This is a genomic window from Alcaligenes sp. 1735tsa3 (assembly GCF_024134565.1).
Taxonomy (GTDB): Bacteria; Pseudomonadota; Gammaproteobacteria; order Burkholderiales; family Burkholderiaceae_B; genus Alcaligenes; species Alcaligenes phenolicus.
The window spans coordinates 1,674,401-1,694,365 of the sequence record NZ_CP099862.1; the positions used below are offsets into that span (position 1 = coordinate 1,674,401).

Genomic DNA, 19,965 nt, shown 5'->3' on the forward strand with positions numbered 1-19,965 from the left:
TTAACTTTTTCCTGTGCGGGTTAACCTGAATACGAATTTGGGTTAACCGTCAGTATTATTTCGGCTTATCGCAGTCAACAAAGCGTAACCGGGATAAGAAGCATGGCGAGCACAACCTTAGGGATTAAAGTCGATATAGAACTGCGCGAGCGCCTGCGGCGTGCGGCGGATCAGTTGCAGTGCACCCCTCATTGGCTGCATAAGCAGGCCTTGCTGTCTTATATCGAAGGAATCGAGCGCGGTGTGTTGCCCAGCGAATTGGCGCTGCTAAGCGGGGGGGACTCCGAAGCCGCCGAAGAAGGTGTACTCATGCCTTCCATCCCGTTTTACGGCTTTGCGCAGGATGTGCAGCCGCAAAGTGTGTTGCGCGCTGCCATTACCGCCGCCTACCGCCGCCCAGAAACCGACTGTCTGCCCTTGCTGTTAAGTGCAGCGCGTTCTTCTCAAAGTGCGCGTGCCCAGGAGTTGGCCGCTCGTCTGGTTAAAGCCTTGCGCGCCAAGCGCCGTGGCGGCGGCGTAGAAGGCTTGATCCAGGAATTCTCCTTGTCCAGCCAGGAAGGCGTTGCCCTGATGTGTCTGGCCGAGGCCTTGTTGCGTATCCCTGACCGCGCGACACGCGATGCCTTGATTCGCGACAAAATCAGCCACGGCGACTGGCGTGCACACATGGGTGAGTCCCCCTCGCTATTTGTGAATGCCGCCACTTGGGGCCTGATGCTGACGGGGCGCCTGGTCAGTGTAAATAGTGAAAAGAATTTGTCCTCCGCCTTGACCCGCATGATTGGCAAGGGCGGCGAGCCCTTGATCCGCAAAGGCGTGGACGTTGCCATGCGCATGATGGGCGAACAGTTCGTGACTGGCCAAACCATTGCCTCGGCACTGGCCAATAGCCGCAAGTTTGAAGAGCAGGGCTTCCGTTATTCCTACGACATGTTAGGCGAGGCCGCGACGACAGCGGAAGACGCCCAGCGCTACTACCAGGCTTACGAGCAGGCCATCCACGCGATTGGTCGTGCCAGCCAGGGTCGTGGGATTTACGAAGGCCCCGGCATTTCCATCAAGCTGTCCGCGCTGCACCCACGCTACAGCCGTTCCCAGCGTGATCGCGTCATGCGGGAGTTGTTCCCGCGCTTGTTGTCCTTGGCACAATTAGCGCATCACTACGATGTGGGCTTGAATATTGACGCCGAAGAGGCAGACCGCCTGGAAGTGTCCCTGGATCTGCTGGACAAGCTGTGCTTTGACCCGTCTTTGGCAGGTTGGAACGGCATTGGCTTTGTGGTGCAGGCTTATCAAAAGCGGGCACCCTTTGTCATCGATTACTTGATTGATCTGGCCCGCCGCAGCGGTCACCGCTTGATGCTGCGCCTGGTGAAAGGCGCCTACTGGGATTCGGAGATCAAACGTGCTCAGGTTGATGGCCTGGAAGACTACCCCGTCTACACCCGCAAGGTGCACACGGATGTGTCTTACCTGGCTTGCGCTCGCAAGCTTTTGCAGGCCCCAGAAGCCGTCTACCCGCAGTTTGCGACACACAATGCGCAAACCCTGGCTGCTATTTATGTGATGGCTGGCCAGAACTACTACACCGGCCAATATGAGTTCCAGTGCCTGCACGGCATGGGCGAGGACCTGTACGACGAGGTAGTCGGCCCGATCAAGGACGGCAAGCTGAACCGTCCTTGCCGTATCTATGCACCCGTTGGTTCTCACGAAACCTTGCTGGCGTATCTGGTGCGTCGTCTCCTGGAAAACGGTGCCAACACCTCTTTCGTGAATCAGATTGGCGATGCCGATGTGAACATGGAGCAGCTGATTGCCGACCCCGTGGCTCAGGCCCTGAGCCTGCAACCCTTGGGTCGACCACATGACAAGATTCCGTTGCCGCGCCAGTTGTACTGGGATGCGGAGCAGCGCTTGAACTCGGCTGGCCTGGATTTAAGCAACGAGCACCGCCTGGGTTCTTTGGCCGCTACCTTGATGCAAACCGCTGCCTTGCCACGTCAGGCTCAGCCTATCCTGGGGCAGGGCAATCCGGTCTGGGACGAGTCCAAGGCAACGATTGTGCGTAATCCAGCTAATCATCAGGATGTAGTGGGGCAGGTCATGTTTGCCACGGCACAGGATGTGGAGCAGGCTTTGGACGCCGCCAGCCACTATGCACCAATCTGGCAGGCCACGCCGGTAGAAGAACGCGCCGCCGCCCTGCAGCAAGCCGCCCAACTGCTGGAAGACAATATGCAGGACTTGATGGGCCTGCTGGTGCGTGAGGCCGGCAAGTCCTATGCGAATGCGATTGCCGAAGTGCGTGAAGCCGTGGACTTCCTGCGTTACTACGCCGGACAGGTTCTGCGCGACTTTGATAATGACGAATATCGTCCCGTCGGTGTGGTGCTGTGTATCAGCCCCTGGAACTTCCCCTTGGCTATTTTCCTGGGTCAGGTCTCGGCGGCTCTGGCTGCAGGCAACGTCGTCCTGGCCAAGCCTGCTGAACAAACCTGCCTGATTGCGGCGGCCGCTGTCGAGCTGCTGCACAAGGCAGGGATTGCTCCCGGTGCCTTGCAGCTCCTGCCTGGTGATGGCCCATCCGTGGGCGCGCCGTTGGCGGCCAGTGAGAAGGTTAATGCTGTGATGTTTACCGGCTCGACCGCCGTTGCCATGGGCTTGAATCGTCAATTGGCTAAACGCCTGACGGCAGACGGTCAGGCCGTCCCGCTGATTGCAGAAACCGGTGGCTTGAACGCCATGGTGGTCGACAGCTCAGCCTTGCCTGAGCAGGTGGTGTTTGATGTGCTGAATTCTGCTTTCGACTCGGCCGGTCAGCGTTGTTCCGCCTTGCGCCTGCTGTGCATCCAGGAAGATGTGGCCGAGCGCGTGCTGAATATGCTCAATGGTGCCATGCAGGAGCTGAGCGTGGGCAATCCCGACCTGCTCAGCACGGATGTAGGTCCGGTGATTGATGAAGAAGCCCGCTCCGGTATCGAAGAGCACATCAGCGCCATGCGCGAGGCTGGTTTCCGTATCACGCAAAGTGAACAAAGCCGCAGCCTGACAGGTACCTTTGTCTTGCCGACCATCATCGAGATCGAGCAGGTCAAGGATCTGGAACGCGAAATTTTCGGCCCCGTTCTGCACGTGATGCGTTTCAAGCGTAGCGAGCTGGACAGCCTGATCAATCAGATCAACGAACGTGGTTACGGACTGACCTTTGGCGTTCACACTCGTCTGGATGAAACCGTGGAGCGTGTCGTTGCGCGCATTCACGCTGGTAACGTCTATGTGAACCGCAATATGGTGGGTGCGGTGGTGGGTGTACAGCCTTTCGGTGGTGAAGGCTTGTCGGGTACCGGCCCCAAAGCTGGCGGCCCCTTGTACCTGCGCCGACTGCTTAGCCGTTGCCCGCAGAACCTGCCTTTGCAAGCTTGGCAGGAGCAGGGCGCTGTCTTGCCTGGTCCGACGGGCGAGTCCAATATTTATCAGTTGCACCCACGAGGTCGCGTTCTGTGCATGCCTGTCAGCGTGCACGGCTGGCAAGCTCAGCGCGAGGCCTGCGCACGCAGCGGCAATCAGGCCATCTTGCTGGACCGTTTGGGTCTGGGGGGCTGGCAGGACGCGCCTGCCGAGCAAATTGCCATGTCCGATTTGGGTGAGGCAGATTATGATGCTGTTTTGTTTGAAGGCGACAGCGACGAACTCCGGCAAGTATTGGGACAAGTGGCTGAACGCCGTGGCCCCATTGTTGGGGTTCAAGGGCTGTTGACGCAGGAATTGGAGGGGGGCGCGACTTACCTCGTCGAGCGTTTGTTGCGCGAAGTCTCGGTCAGTACCAATACAGCGGCAGCTGGGGGCAATGCCAGTTTGATGATGGTCGGTTGACATCAGATGGCGCCCATTTCTATGCACACGTTTGGTCGCACATTTCACCTGGAGCGGCGGCCCTGCGTTCATTCTCACGGCACGGGCCGACATGTAGCGCGGCTATATTAAAAAACGAAGGAGAACAATATGCAGTCCATCACGAGCTTTAAATTGGCCTTGGTTTCGACCGCGGTTTTTGGTGCATTGGCAGCCAGTCCTGCTTTTGCCGCTGACAAGGTAATCAAGCTGGGCTTTTCGGCCCCCTTGACCGGCCCGCAGGCTCACTACGGTGAAGACATGCGCAATGGTCTGGTGCTGGCTCTGGAAGAAGCCAACGCCCAGAAAATTGAAATTGATGGCGCAACCGCCCGTTTTGAACTGGTGGCCAAGGATGACCAGGCTGACCCGCGTACGGCGGTTCAGGTGGCTCAGCAAATTGTGGATGACGGTGTGGATGGCGTATTGGGCCACTTCAACTCGGGCACCACGATTCCTGCTTCGCGTGTGTACAACGACGCGGGCATCCCCCAGATCGCCATGGCAACCTCGCCTGAGTACACCCAGCAAGGTTACGACAACACCTTCCGCATGATGACCAGCGACACCCAGCAAGGTGCCGCTGTGGGTCAGTTCATCGTCAAGGATCTGGCAGCCAAGAAAGTGGCACTGATCGACGACCGTACCGCTTACGGCCAGGGTCTGACTGACCAGGTTGCCCGTGCGGTAGAAAAAGCAGGTGGCCAGATCGTGGCCCGTGAATACACCACGGACAAAGCCAACGACTTCACCTCCATTCTGACCAACATCAAGTCCAAGGCACCCGATGCCATCTTCTTTGGTGGTCTTGATGCGCAGTCCGGCCCCATGAAGCGTCAGATGCAGACGCTGGACATCAAGGCCCCGCTGGTTTCGGGCGAAATGACGCGCAGCGACACCTTCCTGCGTCTGGCCGGTGCAGCCGCTGACGGCACCTACGCCTCCTTGGCAGGTGTGCCTTTGTCCACCATGGCGGCTGGCGAGAAATTCGCCAAGGACTACCAGGCCCGCTTCAAGGCTGAGCCCGGTGTTTACGCTCCGTACGCCTATGACGGCGCCTGGAACATGATCACCGCCATGAAGGAAGCCGGTTCTTCCAAGGCAGAAGACTACCTGCCCAAACTGGCCGCATTGAAACGCAACGGCGCAACCAGCAGCAACATTGCCTACGACCAGAACGGCGACCTGAAAGAAATCGCCGTCACCATCTACGAAGTTAAGGATGGCAAGTGGACGATGGTTAAAACCATGGTCAGTCAGGCCAACTAAGCACGCTTGATCCTGCAGTTTGAGCCCTTCGGGGCTCATCTTTACCGTGGCCTGTGTTTGGCAGGCCCACGCTCCCTGTTCTATCGCCCTGTGCCGGGGCAGGGAGCAATGACCACGAGTCCCAATCTATGGAAATCCTGATACAACAACTAATAAATGGCCTGACCGTGGGCAGTGTCTACGCCTTGGTGGCGCTGGGCTACACCATGGTGTATGGAATTATTGGCCTGATTAATTTTGCGCATGGTGATGTAGTCATGGTTGGGGCGATGCTGGCCACGACAGTGGTGTTATCGCTGGTCGGCGCGGACCCGGCAGGCCTGTCCGCCTGGTTGATGGTGGGGCTGGCCCTTTTGGCCGCTATCCCCGTCTGCATGGGCATAGGCTGGACTGCCGAGCGTTATGCGTATCGTCCCTTGCGTCGTGCGCCTCGTCTGGCCGCCTTGATTACCGCCATTGGTGTGTCTTTTATTGTGCAGAATCTGGCCATGATGATCTGGGGGCGCAATTACCTGAGCTTCCCGCACATTATTGAACCCATGGTGTTCCAGCTGGGCGACGCGCGCATCAGCTTGCTGCAAATTCTGATTATCGGTGGTGCCGCTGCGATCATGTCCGGCATGATGGTACTGGTGCACCGCACCCGTCTGGGCACCGCCATGCGTGCAACCGCCCAGAACCGCGAAGTAGCTGGCTTGATGGGGGTGAATATTAATACCGTGATCTCCGCTGCCTTTGTGATCGGCTCGGCCCTGGCTGCCGTCGCAGGCGTGATGATCGTGACTTACTACGGCGTCGCCCAATACACGATGGGCTTCATGCTCGGCCTGAAAGCTTTTACCGCCGCCGTTCTGGGGGGCATTGGTAATTTGGGTGGTGCCATGCTGGGTGGCTTGTTGCTGGGCTTGATAGAAGCTCTGGGAGCAGGCTATATCGGCGACCTGACCAATGGGGTCTTTGGCAGTAACTATCAGGATGTGTTCTCTTTTATCGTGCTGATCTTGGTGCTGATTTTCCGTCCCTCGGGCCTGTTGGGTGAACGTGTGGGAGATCGCGCATGAGTCTGAATCAAACATTAAGTGGCGCTGGCTCCAAACAGCGCCCCGCAACGCCCGCCAAAGTCTGGGTCGGTGCGTTATTGATTGGTGTAGTGCTGGCCATTTTGCCTTTCGTGCTGGGCATGGCCGGTCAAAGCTGGATTCGCACCCTGAACTTTGCCTTGCTGTACGTGATGCTGGCCCTGGGCCTGAACATCGTGGTGGGTTTTGCCGGTCTGCTGGACTTGGGCTATATCGCTTTCTATGCCGTAGGGGCGTACGTCTGGGCCATGCTGGCATCGCCGCATTTTGGTCTGCACCTACCGTTCTGGATGGTGCTGCCAGCCGGTATCGCTCTGGCCGCCGTATTTGGTGTGCTGCTCGGCTTTCCAGTTCTGCGTTTGCGGGGCGACTATCTAGCCATTGTGACCCTGGGTTTCGGTGAAATTATCCGTATCTTTATGAACAACCTGGATGCGCCGGTCAATATCACCAATGGCCCGCAAGGGATCAACCGGGTCGATACCTTCAAGATTGGCGACTTCATCTTCGGCAAGGCGGAAACCCTGTTTGGCATACGGATAACCGGGCCAGAGAAATACTATTACCTGCTCCTGCTGATCACGCTGCTGATTGTGTTCATCTGCGTGCGTCTGCAGCACTCCCGCATTGGGCGCGCCTGGGAAGCGATTCGTGAAGATGAAATTGCTGCCAAGGCTATGGGTATCAATACCCGTAACGTCAAACTGTTGGCCTTTGCCATGGGCGCGACTTTTGGTGGTGTAGCCGGTGGCCTGTTTGCTTCCATGCAAGGCTTCGTCAGCCCGGAGAGTTTCAGCCTGACCGAGTCCATTTCCGTGCTGTGCATGGTGGTGCTGGGTGGTATGGGCCATATCCCCGGCGTGATCGTTGGCGCTTTGCTGCTATCTGTCTTCCCCGAACTGCTGCGCTCCGTCGTCGTACCTCTGCAGCAAAGCGTGTTCGGCGACGTGATTCTGGACCCGGACGGCATCCGTATGCTGTTGTTCGGCTTTGCCCTGGTACTGGTCATGATTTATCGCCCTGAAGGCCTGTGGCCCTCTGCAGTGCGCCGTCGTGAACGCAAAATGAAGCAGGTGCAAGCATGAGTCTGAGCATGAACCAACAAGTAAAAAACGGCGAGGTGCTGTTGCAGGCAGAAGGCTTGTCCAAACGCTTCGGCGGTTTGCAGGCCTTGTCCGAAGTCAGCTTCAGCATTCGCAAGGGCGATATCTACGGTCTGATCGGCCCGAACGGCGCGGGTAAAACCACGCTGTTCAACGTGATGACGGGCTTGTACATTCCCGAGTCGGGCCGCTGCACCTTTGCAGGCCGCAACCTGACCGATTGCAAACCCCATCAAATCGCTGAATCCGGCTTTGCCCGTACCTTCCAGAACATCCGCTTGTTCGGTAGCCTGTCTGCCCTGGAAAACGTCATGATCGGCCGCCACGTCCGCACCCGTGCTGGCGTGCTGGGGGCGGTGCTGCGTAACCGCGCTACCCGTCAGGAAGAAGAACAGATCGAGGCCCGCGCCTACGAGCTGCTGGATTACGTAGGCATTGCCCAGCACGCTAATGAGATTGCTCGGTCCTTGTCTTACGGTGACCAGCGTCGCCTGGAAATCGCCCGTGCATTGGCAACCGATCCTATGCTCTTGGCTCTGGACGAACCCGCTGCCGGTATGAACCCATCTGAGACAGTAGTCCTGCGCCAGCTGATAGAAAAAATCCGTGGCGACGGCATTACCGTCCTGCTGATCGAACACGACATGAAGCTGGTCATGGGCCTGTGTGATCGAGTTCTGGTGCTGGAATACGGCAAAGTCCTGGCCGAAGGCAAACCCGCCGAAGTCCAACATAACCCACGCGTGATCGAAGCCTATCTGGGCGCAGGTGCAGCCAAAGAGCTGGGCATTACCGTTGAAGAGGAAAAGGCATGAGCACAGAACCGTTGATGCTGGATATTCGGGGTCTGGATGTAGCTTATGGCGGCATCCGGGCGGTACGCGGCCTGGATCTGCGAGTGGGCCAGGGCGAACTGGTTTGTCTGATCGGTGCGAACGGCGCCGGTAAAAGCACCACGTTGCGAGCCATCACAGGTCTGGTGCCCGCCGCTGCAGGGCAGATCGAACATCAAGGCGAAAGCATCGTCGGCTTGCCGTCGCATCAGCTGGTGCGCCGTGGCGTGGTCATGGTGCCGGAAGGGCGGGGGATTTTTCCGCAACTGACGATTGAAGAAAACCTGGCCATGGGGGCGTATACCCGCAAGGACCACCACGAAGTACGCCAGGATATCGAGCGTATCTATACCCTGTTCCCGCGTCTGGCCGAGCGTAAGAAGCAGTCGGCAGGGACGTTGTCCGGTGGGGAGCAACAGATGGTGGCAATGGGGCGGGCGATGATTTCCCGGCCTTCATTGCTGCTGCTAGATGAGCCTTCAATGGGCTTGGCTCCCATCATGGTTGAACGGATTTTTGAGCTGATCCAGACGATTGCTAAAGAAGGCGTGACGATTTTGCTGATTGAGCAGAATGCGCGACTGGCGCTGGAGCTGGGGGATCGGGGATATGTGATGGAGTCGGGGCGGATTATCTTGGAAGGCCCGGCTGCGCAGTTACTGCATGATCCGAAGGTGAGGGCGGCTTATCTAGGGGAAGAGGATTTTGCGGCGTAAGTAAGTTGCAGGTTTCGAGAAAAAGCTAATCAGCTTTGGGCTGATTGGCTTTTTTTGTGCTCAGTCTTATAAATAGCGAAGATTAGCGTAGAAGCGTTTGCTTCCGATCTAAGGCAGTCTTTCGGAATTACGATTTTGAGGCTCGGAAAAAACCGTTCGATAATTAATTTTCTTTCATATCTTGACATGCTCTCTCGAGCGCCTTCTGGAAATCCGCTCGGCTATCAAAGTACGACTGAGCAGGCAGTAATTTTTCAAAAATACTTACTAGTTTATCTGATGCTTCGAAATCGAATGAGGGATTTTTTTGCTTCATTATTGCTAGTTCTTCAAAAATTCGATCGGTTCCGTCGTTGGCATTTCTTAGACGGCGGGGCCGAGGCGTGTTCATTCGGCGGAGACTTGCAACCTCTTGTTGTATGTCGTTCAGGATTTCCATCATTACTTGTTCACCTGAACCTACCTTTTGATCTAATTCTGCTACTTTGAAGGTGCCGAAATTCTTAAGGAAAGTCGAGTGATTAGGATCTGAGGTGGCCAGCTTGTATGTAGCTAAAAGTTTGTCAGCTAACAGACGCTTGAAGGTAACAATTTTAGAAAACCGGAGATCTCTTGGATAAGAAATATGCTCAATGATGCTCGTGTCGAATGCGTAATCCGTCTGGTCATCCTTGATGATAATTGTTGGTTTATCGAAAGCAAGCCGCATACCCAGTTCGAACATCACATTTGGGTTTCGAGCACTTACGTCACAAATGACGATATCGGCGTTGTAAACGCCTTGGACAATGCGTTTATGAATTACTCCGACATCGTCCGAGTCACTCACTATTCGGGCTATGAACTTTGGACTATCAATAGAATCAACAGCGTCTTGAATGATTGACTTGACTTCGACCCAGTGTTCAGATCCTAGGCCATCAATCGATGAGATCGGCATAATCAGTCCACAGGTGAGTATTTTTTCTGAAATGATTTCGTTTTCAGTGTTTGCCATGTTTATCTCCGGCAGTGCGAATATTAGTCTTTGTTGTTTAATAATGATTATTTATCAGGATGCAGATTTTTCTACGCTTTGAGCGGGCTCGGTAGTTGATTGCTCTTGACCGAAAGCAGGCAGCATGCTAAATGAAAATAATGTGTCTCTACATCCAATAAATTGAAAACGAAGTGTTTTGTAGGTTTTTATTTAATTGGTAATTAATTATAAATAAAATAAAAATATTTAAATAGAGTGATGCGGCTGAGTTTCAAAGTACGGTAACACTAGACGGTTTTTCCCCGCAGGGAGTGTTCCATCAGCCTACGGGCTAGTAGATACAATCGGTGCAAATAGTAGTTAGAGGTTTTGGTCGAACTCTGGGTGACTGTAAGTCACCACCATAGCCACTCCGGATGTAACCGAAAGGTTGCTATGTAGATAGAGCTGTTTATGTCATTCAAAAAGGCAGTGGGACGAGAGCGCATTCCCATGCACACCGCTTTGTTGTACAGATCTGCTAAGGAGAATAAAAAATGGAGTTAGGAATTACCGGACGACGTGCGTTGATCTGTGGAGCATCGAGTGGCTGAGGTTTGGCGTGTGCCAAGGCTCTTGCCGCTGAAGGCGTACAAGTCACCCTGGTATCTCGCAGCGAACACAAGCAGCAAGAAGCCATCAAACAGATTGAAGCCTCTACCGGTGCTGCAGCTAAATGGATTGCCGCCGATCTTTCTCAGGCGGCAGGCAGGCAAGCCGTAGCCGCCGCGTGCTCAGACATCGACATTCTGGTGACCAACGCGGGAGGGCCTCCGTCTATGCCTTATGCTCACTTGGAGACCACTCACTGGCAAGCGGCTCTGGAGCAAAATTTCCTTGCAGCAGTCGAGTTAATTCAGGCTGTATTGCCAGGCATGGTGAGCCGCCGCTTGGGCCGTATCGTCAATATCACTTCGGTTTCGGTTCGTTCGCCTGTGACCAACTTGGAATTGTCTACTGCCGCTCGCATGGCCTTGACTGGCTTTTTGGCAAGTGTGTCTCGCGAAGTGGCCCAGCATAACGTAGCGATTAACAACTTATTGCCCGGCACCACTATGACGGATCGCTTGCGGGAGTTGGGGCCTGTGGCAGAGACGTTGATTGCTTCAGTACCAGCCGGGCGAGCTGGAACACCTGCTGAATTTGCTGCTGCGTGTGCTTTCTTGTGTAGTGAGGCCGCAGGTTTTATCGTGGGTCAGAATTTATCTATTGATGGTGGTTTGGTACGAGCTACGATCTAAGTTATTAAGTTTCAACCATAAAGGGGCACACCATGAGCGGTAAGGCTGTATCGGTTATATCTAACAGCACAGCAGGGAACACGACAAAAAAACAAATCGGTATTGTGCTGTTTGACCAGTTTGAAACTCTCGATGTATTCGGACCTGTTGAAATGTGGGGTGGGATGCCGGATTACGAGATGGTCATGGTGTCTCAGCAGGGTGGGCTGGTTCGCTCGTCGCAGGGGATAGAGACACAGGCCGCTTGTAGTTTCGAGACGGCTCCGCAGTTCGACATTCTGATGGTTCCCGGCGGTATGGGAACGCGCAGCGAAATCAACAACCCCGCCATGCTGGCCTTCATTCAGAAGCAGGATAAGGCAACGCAGTGGACGGTGTCGGTTTGCACAGGGTCGGCTTTATTGGCCAAGTCGGGTGTTCTGAAGCAGCGTCGGGCGACGTCGAACAAGCTGGCGTTTGATTTTGCGGTGGCTCAGGATGGGGACGTGCTTTGGCAAAAGCAGGCCCGCTGGGTGTTTGATGGCAAGTACGCCACATCCTCGGGTGTGTCAGCGGGGACGGATATGGCTTTGGCCCTGGTCGAGAAGCTTTATAACCGTGAGCAAGCCGAAAGCATCGCGCATTGGACTGAGTATGTCTGGAACAGTGATCCGACGATTGATCCGTTTGCGCGCTAGGGTTGGTGTTTGCTGGGCGTAGTTGCTGGGTGAAAGGTTCAGGAGTCGGGGGCTTGGAGTGGGTAGCTGATTGCAGCTAATGCGATCAGCTTATCTAGCATCTTGACTTGATACGAGCCTACTTCCAGCGTTCCTTGCGCCAGGCCTCTTGTGCAGCAGCGTCCAGAAAAGTCCAGGCGACAAAGCGGCTTTGCTTTTGTCCCTGTGTCATTTCTACGGTTTTGACCTTAACCGCCTTAGCCTTCTTTAAGGCATTCAACACACCGGGTACATTCGACGCTTTGGACACCAAGGTACTGAACCAAAGCACTTGCCCGCCTACGGTCACGCTTTCTTCTATCATGCGGCGGATGAAAAGTGCCTCACCGCCTTCGCACCATAGCTCCGTATTCTGCCCACCAAAGTTCAGCACAGGAGCATTGTGCTTGGGTGCAGCCTTGCCCAAACCACGCCATTTACGTTGACTGCCGCTTGCTGCCTCTTCCTGAGACGAATGGAAGGGCGGGTTGCACAGCGTCAGGTCAAAGTAATCATTCGCGCCTAGCAGGCCCTTGAAAATATGTCTGGGGGATTTTTGCTGGCGCAATTTGATTGCAGCCGACAAGCCTGGGTTCGCATGAATAATGGTTCGTGCAGAAGTTAGCGCATCAGCGTCTATGTCGGACCCGAGAAACTGCCAGCCATATTCAGTATGGCCAATCAATGGGTAGATCGCATTTGCGCCCACGCCAATATCGAGGACACGTACTGCCTCACCACGGGGAATGGCTCCCTTATTGCTGTTGGCCAGCAAATCAGCCAGATAGTGCACGTAATCGGCACGACCCGGAATGGGAGGGCAGAGGTAATTTGCCGGAATATCCCAATGCGCTATGCCGTAAAAGCTCTTGAGCAGGGCGCGATTCAGAGTTTTGACGGCATTCGGATCTGCGAAATTGATGCTTTGATCACCGTACGGATTCAAGAAAACGAAAGTAGCCAGTTCGGGCGTTTCTTTGATGAGAGCGTCAAAGTCGTAACGGCCCTGATGGCGGTTGCGTGGGTGGAGCTGGGCCGCCGTTTTATTTGAAGTAGGTAATTCGGCGTTGGAATTACCTGTTTTTGGAGAGGGCATTGGAATCCGAAATTGGCCTGGGTAAGTCTGAATCGTGGTGCTGGGACGTTTTTAAAGCAAAGTATCAGGGCTAAAGAAGGGGCGATGTTGACTGCGCCAAGGCATTTCGCATCGCGTCCTTCTCCCGCTGTAAAGCTTAGTTCTTGCCCGTGCTGCCAAAGCCACCCGTACCACGCTCGGTTTCGGTAGAGAACTCGTTCACAAATTGCAGTGCCACCTGCACCACAGGCTGGAACATCAGCTGGGCGATACGCTCGCCGGGCTGGATCACGTAATCCTGATCGCTGTCATTGGCCAGAATCACGCCAATCTCGCCGTGGTAGTCGGCATCAATCACGCCAATGCCTTGGGCAACACGCACGCCGTGCTTCAGGGACAGGCCCGAACGCGAGGCGACGATGGCGACCAGGCCAGGGTCCATCATATTGATGGCCAAGCCGGTTTTAACCAGTGTACGGCCGCCTGCAGGCAGGGTAATGGCTTCGCTCAGGCAGGCGCGCAGGTCCATGGCGGCGGAGCCATCCGTGGCGTAGTTGGGGGTTTCGATGCTCGTGCCCAACAAGTCATTGACGATGCGAGCTTCAATACGGCGGTGCATAGACGGTATCCTGAAAAAAAAAGAGGCAGCGCACCTGCTTTAGCGCTGCCCGTCATCATAAAAGAGAAAAGGGATTAAAGCCGCTGGGCGATGTCTTGCACCAGCTGGCGTGCGGCCAGCAGTTTATCCTGAGCGGGCCATTGCATATGGCCTTGCTCGTCAAACAGCACCAGTTCGGTGTCGTCGGCGTTCATGGCGCGCTGGGCCAGGTTGGCAACCAGCAAGGGCACGTTCTTGCGTTGACGCTTGGCTTGAGCGTGCTCGATCAAGTTGTCGGTCTCAGCAGCAAAGCCTACGCAGAAAGGGCCGTTCTTCAGGGCGGCAACCTCGGCCAGAATGTCGGGGTTGGGACTGAATTGCAGGTCCGGCGTGGCTTGTTCAGACGTTTTCTTGATCTTGATGTCGCTGGCATTGCTGACGTACCAGTCTGCTACTGCTGCAACACTGATAAAGATATCGGCATCGTCCACTTGGGACATGACGGTGGCGTGCATTTGACGGGCGGTTTCCACGTTGATGCGACGCACCTGATAGGGGGTGTCCAGTGCAACGGGGCCGGACACCAGAGTTACTTGTGCGCCCGCTTCTTGAGCCGCACGGGCAATGGCGTAGCCCATCTTGCCGGAGGAACGGTTGCTGATGACGCGCACTGGGTCAATCGGTTCGCTGGTCGGGCCAGCGGTGATCAGAACGCGTTTGCCTGCTAGCAGTTTGGGCTGAAAGAAGGACGTCAGCTCTGCCAGCAGTTGGGCGGGTTCCAGCATACGGCCATCGCCGGTTTCACCACAGGCCTGGTCGCCACTGCCGGGGCCAAGAATGTGCACACCGTCACGGCGCAGTTGTTCGACATTGCGCTGGGTGGCCGGGTGCAGCCACATTTCCCGGTTCATGGCTGGGGCGATCAGCAGGGGGCAGTGCCCACGCGCTACACAAAGGGTGCTGAGCAGGTCGTCGGCCAGACCGTTGGCCAGCTTGGCCATGAAGTTGGTGCTGGCGGGGGCGATCAAGATGGCGTCCGCATCCCGGCTAAGTTGGATGTGGGCCATATTGTTAGGAACACGCGCATCCCACAAATCGGTGTAGACGGTACGGCCCGACAAGGCCTGAAAGGTCACCGGGCTGATGAAGCGCGTGGTCGATTCGGTCATGACTACATCAATCCGGGCACCCAGGTCCTGGCTGCGACGCAAGAGCTCGGCAGTTTTATAGGCAGCGATGCCGCCGGTGATGCCAAACACCAGTTTTTTATTGCTAAGCATAGGACATGATCCTTACAGACTCAGGAGCGCTGTCGTTTGTTGCGGCGCATGCGCATGAACTCGTCCAGCACCAACAGGGCAGCGCCGCAGCTGATGGCGACGTCGGCAATATTGAAGGCCGGAAAGTAGGATTGATTCCAGTAGAACAGCAGAAAATCTACCACGTGCCCGTGCATCAGGCGATCCACCACGTTGCCGATGGCGCCGCCCAGAATCAGGCTGAGCGACAGGCAAAACAAAGGTTGCTTGGCCGAGCGGCGCAGCATGGTCACGATAAATACCGTGGCAACGGCTGCGATGCCGACAAAGAACCAGCGCTGCCAACCCTGACCACCGGCCAGGAAGCTGAATGCCGCGCCGGGGTTGTAGAGCAGGGTGAAATCAAAAAAGGGCAGGATATTCCAACGTTCCTGATAGAACAGGTTGCTGTCGAAATACTGTTTGGTCCATTGGTCCAGGCCGACAATAAAGGCGGCCAGACCAATCCAGGCCCAGAACTGCCGCGAGGGCAGTCGGGCCTGGCCGGGAGAAGGGGCCATGTCCTTATCAGGCATGGTGACGTACTTCGCCTTCGCCAAACAGATTGTCCTCGCAACGACCACACAAGGTGGGGTGCTCGGCGCTCTGGCCTACGTCTGGGCGGTGGTGCCAGCAACGCTCGCACTTAGCCTGCTCGGTAGGGGTAACGTCGATGCGCAAGTCGCCTTCGCCAGCGTGCACGTCAGCACGCGAGACGATCAGCATGAAGCGCAGATCTTCGCCCAGAGATTGCAGGAACTCCAGATCCTGACCGTTGGCGTAGATGTCGATTTCGGCTGCCAGGGAGGAACCGATGGCGCCGGTGCTGCGCACGTCTTCGATACGGCGCATCACGTCGGCACGGATGGCGCGCAGGCGCTGCCACTTGGCGTTCAGTCCCGACTGTTCGCCTTGCTCGGGCAGGACATGGAACAGCTCGGTGAAGATGGTGCCGCTAGGAACCGAACCACCGTGCATGTCGCGCCAGGCTTCTTCTGCCGTGAAAGACAGGATAGGAGCCATCAGCTTGAGCAGGGTCTGTGTCACGTGATACAGCGCGGTTTGAGCCGAGCGACGTGGCTGGCCATCTTTGGCGGTGGTGTACAGACGGTCTTTCAGAATATCCAGGTAGAACGCGCCCAGGTCTTCGGAGCAGAAGGTCTGCAAGCGAGCCACGATGGGGTGGAACTCGTAACGCTTGTAGTTCTCCAGCAACTCGGCCTGCATGTCGGCGGTCATTTGCAGGGCGTAGCGGTCGATTTCGGTCAGTTGATCAACAGGCACAGCATGTTGGGTGACATCGAAGTCGGCCAGGTTGCCCAGCAGGAACTTCAAGGTATTGCGGATACGGCGGTAGCCTTCCACAACACGCTTCAGAATTTCGTCGGAGATGGACAGCTCGCCCGAGTAATCGGTAGAGGCGGCCCACAGGCGCATGATCTCGGCACCCATCTTGTCGGCAATTTCTTGCGGCTTGATGATGTTGCCCAGCGATTTGCTCATCTTGCGGCCATTGCCGTCCACCACGAAACCGTGGGTCAGCAGGGCTTTGTAGGGCGCGCGGCCATACAGCATGCAGCCCGTCAGCAAGGACGAGTGGAACCAGCCACGGTGTTGGTCCGAGCCTTCCAGGTACAGGTCGGCTGGCCATTGCAGCTTGTCAGCGTGCGAGCCGTGGGTGGTGTGATCCTTGCCGCCCAGCACGGTCGCGTGCGTGGTGCCCGAGTCAAACCACACGTCCAGCGTGTCGCGGTTTTTCTCGTACAGATCGGCTTCGTCACCCAGCAGGTCGCGTGGGTCCAGGTTCTGCCAGGCTTCGATACCGCTCTTTTCGATACGCTCGGCTACTTGCTCCATCAGCTCGGGCGTGCGGGGGTGCAGTTCACCCGTTTCCTTGTGCACAAAGAAAGCCATGGGCACACCCCATTGGCGCTGACGCGACAAGGTCCAGTCCGGGCGGTTGGCGATCATGGCATGCAGGCGGGCACGACCCCAGGAGGGGTAGAACTCGGTGTTATCAATGGCTTCCAGGGCCATTTCACGCAAGCTACGGCCGCTGCTGTTTTCCTTGTCCATACCGGCAAACCATTGGCTGGTGGCACGGTAGATGATGGGCGTCTTGTGACGCCAGCAGTGCATGTAGCTGTGCGGGTGCTGTTCGGTTTTCAGCAAGGTGCCGGCGTTCTGCAAGGCTTCCACAATTTGCGGATTGGCCTTCCAGATCATCTGGCCGCCAAACAGGGGCAGATTCTCGGCGTAATGCCCATTGCCCATCACGGGCGTGAGCATGTCGTCGTCCTTCATGCCGTGGGCTTTGCAGGAGATAAAGTCTTCAATACCGTAGGCCGGGGCCGAGTGCACCACGCCAGTACCGCTGTCCAGGGTAACGTAGTCGCCCAGGTACACAGGGGAGCGGCGTTGGTAGCCTGCATCCACGTGCGCCAGAGGGTGATTGAATTCGATCAGGTTCAGGGCTTCACCGGTAGCGGTGGCCACGACCTGGCCGCTCAGACCCCATTGCTCCAGGCAGGACTTCACCAGCTCTTCGGCCACGATCAGCATGGAGCCGGTGGCGCGTGGGCTGTCCAGCTTGACCAGGGCGTAGCTGATTTCAGGGTGTACGTTCAGTGCCTGGTTGGCAGGGATGGTCCAGGGGGTGGTGGTCCAGATAACGATGGCGCCATCGTCCACGCTGTCCACGCCAAAGGCGGCGGCCAGCTTGTCTTTTTGCGCGAAGGGGAAGGCCACGTGCACGGACGGGTCGGTGCGATCGGCGTACTCAACCTCGGCTTCTGCCAGGGCGGAACCACAGTCAAAACACCAGTTCACGGGCTTCAGGCCACGGAACACGAAACCCTTTTGCATGATCTTGGACAGTACGCGCAGCTCGTCGGCTTCGTTACTGAAATTCATGGTCAGGTAAGGGTTCTCCCAGTCGGCCAGCACGCCCAGGCGCTTGAAGTCCTTGCGCTGGCTGTCGATCTGCTCCAGAGCGTAGGCGCGCGCCTTGGCCTGAACTTCAGCCACAGGCAGGTTCTTGCCGTATTTCTTTTCGATCTGAACTTCAATGGGCATGCCGTGGCAGTCCCAGCCGGGCACGTATTGCGCGTCAAAGCCAGCCATATTGCGGCTTTTGACGATGATGTCTTTCAGAACCTTGTTGACCGCGTGGCCAATGTGAATGTCGCCGTTCGCATAGGGAGGGCCGTCGTGCAAAATAAATTTGGGACGACCGGCACTGGCTTGCCGAATTGCTGCATAGACTTTGTTTTCTTCCCACTGGCTAATCCAGCCCGGCTCACGTTTGGCGAGGTCACCACGCATGGGAAAGGGAGTGTCGGGCAAATTGAGAGAGTTTTTATAGTCCATTTGAAGCAAAGTAGTCGCGAGCGCGTTGTGCATCGTTGTCGATGGCGGCGATCATTGTGATGAGGTCCGGGAATTTTTCCTCGTCCCTGACAAATTCCAGAAATTCTATACGGGCAAGTTTACCGTAAGCATCCAGGCGTTGGTCCAGTAAATGCACCTCTAACAGCAGCCGTCCCTGGTCTATGACGGTTGGGCGTACCCCCAAGGAGGCAATGCCGGGCAGAGCCTGTCCGGTCAGTCCGTGCACCCGGACCACGTACACGCCGGAGCGGGCGGCACAGTGTTCAGGAACACGCACGTTCAGGGTCGGGTAGCCAATGTCCCGGCCCAGTTTCTGGCCATGAATGACATGACCACTAATATGAAAGGGTTTGCCCAGCAGGGCACGGGCTCGGTCCAGTTGACCCACGGCCAGGGCGGTGCGCACTTCCGAGCTGGAGATGCGGCGGCCATCGGCATCGGCGACATCGTGCAGGGTCTCGACGCTAAAGCCATGGCGCTTGCCCGCTTCGCGCAACATTTCAATGTCGCCGGCCCGTTTGTGGCCGTAGCGGAAATCCTCGCCCACCAGCAGCCAGCCGGTGTTCAGACCCTGGACCAGAATCTCGTCAATAAAGGTGGCTGCCGACATATCGGCCATGGCCTGATTGAAGCGGGCCAGATAAATTTGTTCAATGCCGCATTGATGCAGGGCTTCGACCTTGTCACGCAGGCCGCTGATCTGCGTGGGGATCAGTTCGGGCCGTTGGCCGCGCTGCGCAAAAAAGGCGCGCGGGTGGGGCGTAAAGGTCATCACACAGGAGCTCAGGTCCTGCTGGCGCGCCATTTCATTGACGCGATGCAAGATGGCCTGATGGCCCAGATGGACCCCGTCAAAATTGCCAATGGTGACAGCGCTGCGGGCCGTGCTGTTGCGCCGCGGCAGAGAGCGATAGAGTTTTAGATCAGATTTCACAAGCGAGAGTTTACAATTTTGGATTCGTTATTTCTCGGGAAACAGGATTTTGACCGATTCCACCCTACCTTGTCGCCTTGTTGTGCTTATTTCAGGCCGGGGCTCCAACTTGCAGGCCATAGGCGAACTGATCAAGACAGCGGGCTTAAATGGCCGTATCGAGGCGGTCATCTCTAACAAGGGCGATGCGCCCGGACTGGAATGGGCGCAGCGTCAAGGGCTGCCTACCGAGACGGTTTCGCATCGCGAATTTGCAACACGTGAAGCCTTTGACCAGGCTTTGGCACGCGTGATCGACCGCTACCAGCCAGATTATGTTCTACTTGCGGGATTCATGCGCATCCTGAGCACCGATTTTGTTCAGCACTATGCAGGCAAGCTCATCAATATACACCCATCCTTGCTTCCTAGCTTTCCCGGTTTGAATACCCATCAACAGGCACTTGACGCGGGCGTGCAGTTTCACGGCTGCTCGGTGCACTTTGTGACCCCTGTGCTCGATGATGGTCCCATCATTGCCCAAAGTATCGTGCCCGTCCTGCACGACGATGATGCACAGACTCTGGCAGAGCGCGTTTTGGCAACCGAACACCACGTCTATACCGAGGCCGTACGCTGGCTGATCGAGGGACGGGTGCGTTTGCAGGCTGATGGCCGTGTCGAGGTTGCCGGACTTGCGCATCGCGGCTTTTATTTCCCCGCCTGATTGAGCGGGCTATTTGGAATTTTTGAATATTCATGTCTGATCACCAACAATCCCGCGGCCGCTCGGACCGCAAGCGCCCGTCCTCGTCTGCCCAACGTAACGAGTCCGGAGCGCGT

The 19,965-nt window shown here is 56.4% G+C and carries 16 protein-coding genes; 9 read left to right on the plus strand and 7 right to left on the minus strand.

Going from position 1 to position 19,965, the window contains the following annotated elements; genetic code table 11:
* The first annotated feature begins 102 nt into the window (after positions 1-102).
* The 6 genes from putA to NIZ92_RS07775 all read left to right on the plus strand — a co-directional run bounded on the left by putA (position 103) and on the right by NIZ92_RS07775 (position 8,894).
* Entirely contained in the window at positions 103-3,876 is a 3,774-nt protein-coding gene (putA, locus tag NIZ92_RS07750; protein ID WP_254003022.1) for a trifunctional transcriptional regulator/proline dehydrogenase/L-glutamate gamma-semialdehyde dehydrogenase, read from the plus strand.
* 129 nt (positions 3,877-4,005) lie between these two features.
* Positions 4,006-5,163, plus strand: coding sequence for a branched-chain amino acid ABC transporter substrate-binding protein (locus NIZ92_RS07755; protein ID WP_009455707.1), 1,158 nt, complete (start codon positions 4,006-4,008; stop codon positions 5,161-5,163).
* A gap of 128 nt (positions 5,164-5,291) precedes the next feature.
* Positions 5,292-6,224 carry a branched-chain amino acid ABC transporter permease gene (locus NIZ92_RS07760; RefSeq protein WP_254003023.1) on the plus strand — a complete coding sequence of 311 codons (933 nt, stop codon included), beginning with the start codon at positions 5,292-5,294 and terminating at the stop codon, positions 6,222-6,224.
* Positions 6,221-7,327 (plus strand): ABC transporter ATP-binding protein, encoded by a 1,107-nt coding sequence (locus NIZ92_RS07765; protein WP_021446748.1) that lies wholly within the window; start codon positions 6,221-6,223, stop codon positions 7,325-7,327. The genes NIZ92_RS07760 and NIZ92_RS07765 overlap by 4 nt, the downstream gene beginning before the upstream one ends.
* A complete protein-coding gene (locus NIZ92_RS07770) occupies positions 7,324-8,160 on the plus strand; it encodes an ABC transporter ATP-binding protein (protein ID WP_250757042.1) in 837 nt (278 codons plus the stop codon). Before NIZ92_RS07765 ends, NIZ92_RS07770 begins: the two co-directional genes overlap by 4 nt.
* The gene (locus NIZ92_RS07775) at positions 8,157-8,894 is read left to right on the plus strand and encodes an ABC transporter ATP-binding protein (RefSeq protein WP_254003024.1); all 738 of its coding nucleotides are present in this window, start codon (positions 8,157-8,159) and stop codon (positions 8,892-8,894) included. The genes NIZ92_RS07770 and NIZ92_RS07775 overlap by 4 nt, the downstream gene beginning before the upstream one ends.
* Positions 8,895-9,057: 163 nt before the next feature.
* Here NIZ92_RS07775 and NIZ92_RS07780 read toward each other — a convergent pair whose 3' ends face one another.
* Positions 9,058-9,891: a hypothetical protein gene (locus tag NIZ92_RS07780; RefSeq protein WP_254003025.1), complete on the minus strand. Its 834-nt coding sequence runs from the start codon at positions 9,889-9,891 to the stop codon at positions 9,058-9,060.
* A 578-nt stretch (positions 9,892-10,469) separates the two neighbouring features.
* Here NIZ92_RS07780 and NIZ92_RS07785 point away from each other — a divergent pair.
* Complete coding sequence (locus tag NIZ92_RS07785; RefSeq protein WP_254003026.1) at positions 10,470-11,153, plus strand: SDR family oxidoreductase; 684 nt, start codon at positions 10,470-10,472, stop codon at positions 11,151-11,153.
* Between the two features lie 32 nt (positions 11,154-11,185).
* Entirely contained in the window at positions 11,186-11,830 is a 645-nt protein-coding gene (locus NIZ92_RS07790) for a DJ-1/PfpI family protein (protein ID WP_254003027.1), read from the plus strand.
* A 118-nt stretch (positions 11,831-11,948) separates the two neighbouring features.
* Here NIZ92_RS07790 and rlmF read toward each other — a convergent pair whose 3' ends face one another.
* The 6 genes from rlmF to NIZ92_RS07820 form a co-directional block, all read right to left on the minus strand.
* Entirely contained in the window at positions 11,949-12,944 is a 996-nt protein-coding gene (gene rlmF / locus NIZ92_RS07795; RefSeq protein WP_254003028.1) for a 23S rRNA (adenine(1618)-N(6))-methyltransferase RlmF, read from the minus strand.
* A gap of 136 nt (positions 12,945-13,080) precedes the next feature.
* Positions 13,081-13,542, minus strand: a complete 462-nt coding sequence (gene dut / locus NIZ92_RS07800) for a dUTP diphosphatase (protein WP_254003029.1) — start codon at positions 13,540-13,542, stop codon at positions 13,081-13,083.
* A gap of 74 nt (positions 13,543-13,616) precedes the next feature.
* Positions 13,617-14,801, minus strand: coding sequence for a bifunctional phosphopantothenoylcysteine decarboxylase/phosphopantothenate--cysteine ligase CoaBC (gene coaBC / locus NIZ92_RS07805; RefSeq protein WP_254003030.1), 1,185 nt, complete (start codon positions 14,799-14,801; stop codon positions 13,617-13,619).
* A 20-nt stretch (positions 14,802-14,821) separates the two neighbouring features.
* Positions 14,822-15,340 carry a signal peptidase II gene (gene lspA, locus NIZ92_RS07810; RefSeq protein WP_170978625.1) on the minus strand — a complete coding sequence of 173 codons (519 nt, stop codon included), beginning with the start codon at positions 15,338-15,340 and terminating at the stop codon, positions 14,822-14,824.
* 7 nt (positions 15,341-15,347) lie between these two features.
* Positions 15,348-18,188, minus strand: a complete 2,841-nt coding sequence (gene ileS / locus NIZ92_RS07815) for an isoleucine--tRNA ligase (protein WP_254003031.1) — start codon at positions 18,186-18,188, stop codon at positions 15,348-15,350.
* Positions 18,178-19,143, minus strand: coding sequence for a bifunctional riboflavin kinase/FAD synthetase (locus NIZ92_RS07820; protein ID WP_009455719.1), 966 nt, complete (start codon positions 19,141-19,143; stop codon positions 18,178-18,180). Before NIZ92_RS07820 ends, ileS begins: the two co-directional genes overlap by 11 nt.
* 49 nt (positions 19,144-19,192) lie before the next feature.
* On the opposite strand from NIZ92_RS07820, the gene purN reads away from it, so the two are divergent.
* The gene (purN, locus tag NIZ92_RS07825; RefSeq protein WP_026482878.1) at positions 19,193-19,849 is read left to right on the plus strand and encodes a phosphoribosylglycinamide formyltransferase; all 657 of its coding nucleotides are present in this window, start codon (positions 19,193-19,195) and stop codon (positions 19,847-19,849) included.
* Positions 19,850-19,965 lie beyond the last annotated feature (116 nt).